Here is a 5248-nt window from a genome sequence, read left to right on the forward strand (position 1 = left end):
TAGGGGTAAGTGTATCTATTTTTGCGACCTATCGGTCTGCGGGCTTACCAGCCCTTTAAGTAAATGTAAAAAGATACAATTCCAGTAAAAATAAAATTTTTACTGGAATTTAGGTGCTAAATCTCTGAGTTTGGTATTGAAATATTAAAATATATGTGATATTATGTTTTGAGAAAGAAAAATGAATCTTTAAGTGAGCCCTGTGAGGCTAGCAAGAATGACAATTTGAAGTTTAGGTTTAAGAGGACGAATTATACCTTCTTGCTAGTTTTGCGAGAAGGTTTTTTATAATAACTTTTAATTCAATCCGGAGAGATTGAGAAGGAGGATGAATAATGTCAGAGAATGCAATAAAAACAAATACTACCGCAGTAGCAGATCAAAACCAAGAGGTTTCAAGCAAATCCTTAAAAGAGGGCATAATGAAAATGATACTTGCACTTCAACATTTAATTGCTATGTTTGGAGCAACAGTATTAGTTCCGATTGTAACAGGATTTGATCCATCTATAGCTCTTATATCAGCAGGTCTTGGAACATTAACATTTCACATGGTAACCAAGAAGAAGGTTCCAGTTTTCCTAGGTTCATCATTCGCATTCATACCAGTAATATTATCAGTTAAACAAATGTATAACGGGGACTTGTCCTATGCACAAGGTGGAATAATAGTAGCAGGTTTAATTTATGTAATAGTGTCACTATTCATAAAGAAAATAGGGGTAAAAAGAATAGAAAAATATTTACCAGCACAAGTTATAGGACCAATGATCATAATCATAGGATTAAATTTAATACCAACAGCTTATGGAATGGCATCAAATAATCTTATAGTAGCAGGCATAACATTAGGAACAGCAATAATGATAAATTTCACAGCAAAGGGATTTTTAAAGCAATTATCAATACTAGTAGCTGTAACCGTAGGATATGTAATATCACTTGCAATGGGAATAGTAGATACTAAAATAATAACAGAAGCGTCTATGGTAGCAATGCCAGCATTCAATTTACCAAAATTCTCAATACCAGCAATAGCAACTATAGCACCAGTAGTATTAGCAGTATTCATGGAGCATGTAGGGGATATAACTACTAATGGAAATGTAGTAGGAAAGAACTTTGTGGAGGATCCAGGATTAAATAGAACTTTACTAGGTGATGGACTTGCAACAATGCTTGCAGGATTTATAGGTGGACCAGCAAACACTACTTATGGAGAAAACACAGGTGTGCTTGCAGTAACTAAAAACTATAACCCAGCTATATTGAGATTAGCAGCTATATTTGCAGTAGCATTAGGATTTATAAGCAAAGTAGGAGCTGTATTAAAAAGTATACCGGTGCCAGTAATGGGTGGAATAAGTTTAATGTTATTCAGTATGATATCCTTAATAGGAGTAAAAACTATAAAAAATAGCAATGTTAAAATCAATGTAAAAAATATTGTGATAATGGTTGTAATACTAGTATTAGGATTTGGAAGCGGAATAATAGAGAAACGTTTTGGAATAACACTAGGAATTCCTGTAACAGAAACAGTTAAAATATCAGGATTAAGCTTTGCAGCTATAGTAGGAGTTGTATTAAACGCAATGCTAAATGCTTTCAGCAAGAAAAACACGGAAAATGCTTAATAAATATAAAATACAAACAAAATACAAACAAAATATAATAATATAACAAAAATTAATCTAAAATAGAGCAAAAAAATAAAAATATCGATAATTAAATAGAAAATGTAATAATGCAATAAAAAATTAATATAAATAAATTAAAAAAATAAGTAACTCAGCTTTCGCATATAAATTTTAAGTTCTACACTATACAATGTAAGAGTAATAAGTAAGAAGTAATAAGTAATAAGTAAAAAGTAATAAGTAAAAAGTAATAAGTAAAAAGTAATGCTTACAAATTAATTATGAAAACTCTTAGGGTTTTATTCGTAACTTTTATTTCTTAGCTATTACCTATTACTTAACTGCAAATTATATATTTTTATTTTATAACTGCGAAAGTTGAATAAGTAAATAAAAAGATATAAAACAAGTAAATAAAAAGATATAAAACAAGTAAATAAAAAAATATAAAACAAAAAAAACGTAATAAAATAAATTAAGACAAACCCAAATGCTGGTAATTGATTTTCTCTAGTATTTGGGTTTATAATTTTATAAATACAAAAGCTAAATTACTAAAATTAGTATATTAGGTAATTTTCGAATTATATAATCAAAAATACACCGTTAAATTTTAATGTTTACAAATTTTTAAAAAAAATTAATAAACTTAATCAGTAATTTTAGTTTTAATATAGAGGTTATTGAATTATAATATTAATGTAAAATATATAGAATTAAAACATATACATAAATTTACAGGTAATAATTGCAGTGTATTCCATTAAAATTTATAAGCTTAGTGAAAACATAATATGAAACTTTATGATATAATATTTAAGTAAATAAAATTTGAGGAGTGTAATAATGGACAGAGATAAATTGGATGTTTTAGAAAAACTTCATAAAGATAAAATAAAGAAGATGTCTAAAAAAGGTGAAGAACGTATAGAAGAATGCGAAAGATGCATTAAAGAAATGCAAGACATGGAATTACAAAGAGAGTTGAAATATAATACAGCTATTACTGCTATATTAGGTGTGTTTTTAGCTATATTTATAGCATTAGCTGCAAGCTCCATATCATATAACAGGAGGGTATCTAGAGCGGAAAAAACAGAAAAGCAAAAACAAGAGCAAAGTTTAGCTATTAAAAATGACAGTTCACAAGTTAAAGAAGAAGCAAAGAACAATTCAAGTGTAAAAAAAGATGAAAAACCAAAAACAAAAGAGGTTAAGCAAGAGGAAAAACCATATTATGAAAAAATAGGTACATCCTTGGATAAAGAAGAAGATAGAAAAAAGATATTGCAAACAGCACTTTCCCTAACTGGTGGAAAATATGAAGGAATTAACATAAAATATATGGTATCCATATTAAATGCTAATGGTGTAAAGATTCCTAATGATGTGTCAAGAACAGATACATTAGTGAAAGAATTAGAAAAACAAGGATGGAAAAAAAGTACTAATGCAAGTGACTTAAGAAAAGGAGATATAGTATTCACTTTAGATACAGTGGGTATATCAGGAGTACCAAGTCATGTATACATATTTATGGGATGGGAAGATTCCAAGAAAGAAAATGGACATGTAGTAGATGCACTATCTGCAAAAGATAATGTAACCTATCATAAAAGACCTATTACAGTGCAGTCAGAAACTACAGACAAGATGCAGTTCTTTATGAGAAAATAAATTTCGTAAAAAGGGGTTGTTTCACTAAGAATAAATACTATGATATATTGTGTTAGATTTAAATTTTTAGCACAATATATCATATGTAAATTCCTTAATGCAACAGCCCCTTTTAAATTTTTAGTAGCGTAGATAGGCTTTTATATGTTAAAATAACTTTTGTTGCCATTATACATTATATACAGAAAGTACATTATATATAGAAAGGATGTTATGCATGCCACAAATAAAAACTAAAAATATAAAAAAAGATCATTTAAAATTAATCTGCAAAGATATGATAGATGAATTGCAAGGTTTAATAGAATGTCCTAGAAATTATTTTACTATAGAATGTTTGAATTCAGAATTTATAACTGATGGAGAAATTCCAGCAGAGTACCCATTTGTAGAAGTAAGCTGGTTTGACAGAGGACAAGAAACAAAGGATAAAACAGCTAAAATAATAACAAAATACATTCAGAAAGTTGGATATGATTCTGTAGACATTATATTCAATAGCTTAAATACTAAAGATTACTATGAAAATGGAGAACATTTCTAGAGTGTATAAACATAGAGTGGAATTTTATGGTTATTTAATAAATGTTGTGTGATTTATAATAAAAGTTATGTGATTTATAATAAAAGTTATGTGATTTATAATAAAAGTTATGTGATTTATAATAAAAATTTTATAAGTATACTATAATTTAAACTAAATATTTATATTATATCATATTCTAAATAATGTAATTCAACATTTATAATATAGACAATTATATTAATATAAACTAAAGCAATGAAAAGGATGAGGAAATATGAATAAGGTTGCTATGTTAGATGCATATAGCAAACTAGAAAATAAACTTTTTAATAAAATAAAAAGAGAAGGTACTTTAAAAGATTTTCTAGAAGGTATGACTAAAGAAGAACTTAATAAAATAAGAAAAAATATTGGAATTAAAGGAATAAGTAATTTAAAGAAACAAGAATTTATTGTAGAATTAGAAGCAGGAATATTAGATAATATAGACAATATAATAAAAGCACTTGATGATGAGCAAAAGGACATATTGGAAAGCCTAATATCCAATGATGGAGTTCATTTATACCATGAAGACAATATGGAGAGCCTTATAAAATATAGGTATACAGGTATGGTTTTTTCTGGGATATTAGATAATGAAGATAAGGTCATGATAATTCCTAGGGATTTGGTACTTCCTATAAAGGAGAAGTTCCTAAATTCAGCATATACAGTAGATGCAAAAGAAATTCAATGTAATTCTTTATGGATTAATATAATAAAAGGTTTATTATATTATTATGGTGTTTTAAGCTTAGAAAATGCTCATAGATTAGCAGTAAATTTATGTGGTGAAAAAATTGATTTCTATGATTTCATTACACAAGCTATAGATATAGAAAATGAATTTTATAAATATGACAAAGAAGAAAGAATAATATATCTTAAAGAAGTAGAAAAGCCTTTTTATATAATACATCAACAAAACAAAATGGAAAACGAATATTTGCCAATAAATATGCAAATGATTGAAAAAGTATGTAATGGCCAACTAACTGAAAGTGAAAAGGAAATATATAATTTATTAGTACAGAAAAAATCAATAGATAAAGAAGAAGCAATGATAATTACTAAAGGTTTTATGACAAAAATAAAAAATGGAGTATCTTTAAAGGAAGCCTTAGAAGAATTATTTCAATTTATTAACTTAACTTCTTTAATTTAAGAAGTTGAAATACCAATTGTAGATTCAAATTCCTTGACAGGAATATAGTTACAGTGTTTCACACTATATTTGTCCTATAAATAACTTGAAAATTTTTCTAAGAAGCTAATTTCAGCTCATCAAGTATTAATTCTATGGGTACATTGTTTTTAGCTTGCTCATAAATAAAATGCACTAATTCTTTAGCCGCTAGGCTTT

4 protein-coding genes are annotated in these 5248 nt (G+C 27.1%); all 4 read left to right on the top strand.

Annotated features, from left to right (window positions below):
* Positions 1–335 precede the first annotated feature (335 nt).
* Complete coding sequence (locus FGK85_RS14445) at positions 336–1637, top strand: uracil-xanthine permease family protein (RefSeq protein ID WP_138207788.1); 1302 nt, start codon at positions 336–338, stop codon at positions 1635–1637.
* A gap of 849 nt (positions 1638–2486) precedes the next feature.
* Complete coding sequence (locus FGK85_RS14450; RefSeq protein ID WP_138207790.1) at positions 2487–3317, top strand: NlpC/P60 family protein; 831 nt, start codon at positions 2487–2489, stop codon at positions 3315–3317.
* Between the two features lie 217 nt (positions 3318–3534).
* Complete coding sequence (locus FGK85_RS14455; protein ID WP_138207792.1) at positions 3535–3861, top strand: DUF1904 domain-containing protein; 327 nt, start codon at positions 3535–3537, stop codon at positions 3859–3861.
* A gap of 256 nt (positions 3862–4117) precedes the next feature.
* Positions 4118–5050 (top strand): hypothetical protein, encoded by a 933-nt coding sequence (locus FGK85_RS14460; protein WP_138207794.1) that lies wholly within the window; start codon positions 4118–4120, stop codon positions 5048–5050.
* Positions 5051–5248: the final 198 nt, after the last annotated feature.

The organism is Haloimpatiens lingqiaonensis, assembly GCF_901447495.1.
Classification (GTDB): domain Bacteria; phylum Bacillota; class Clostridia; order Clostridiales; family Clostridiaceae; genus Haloimpatiens; species Haloimpatiens lingqiaonensis.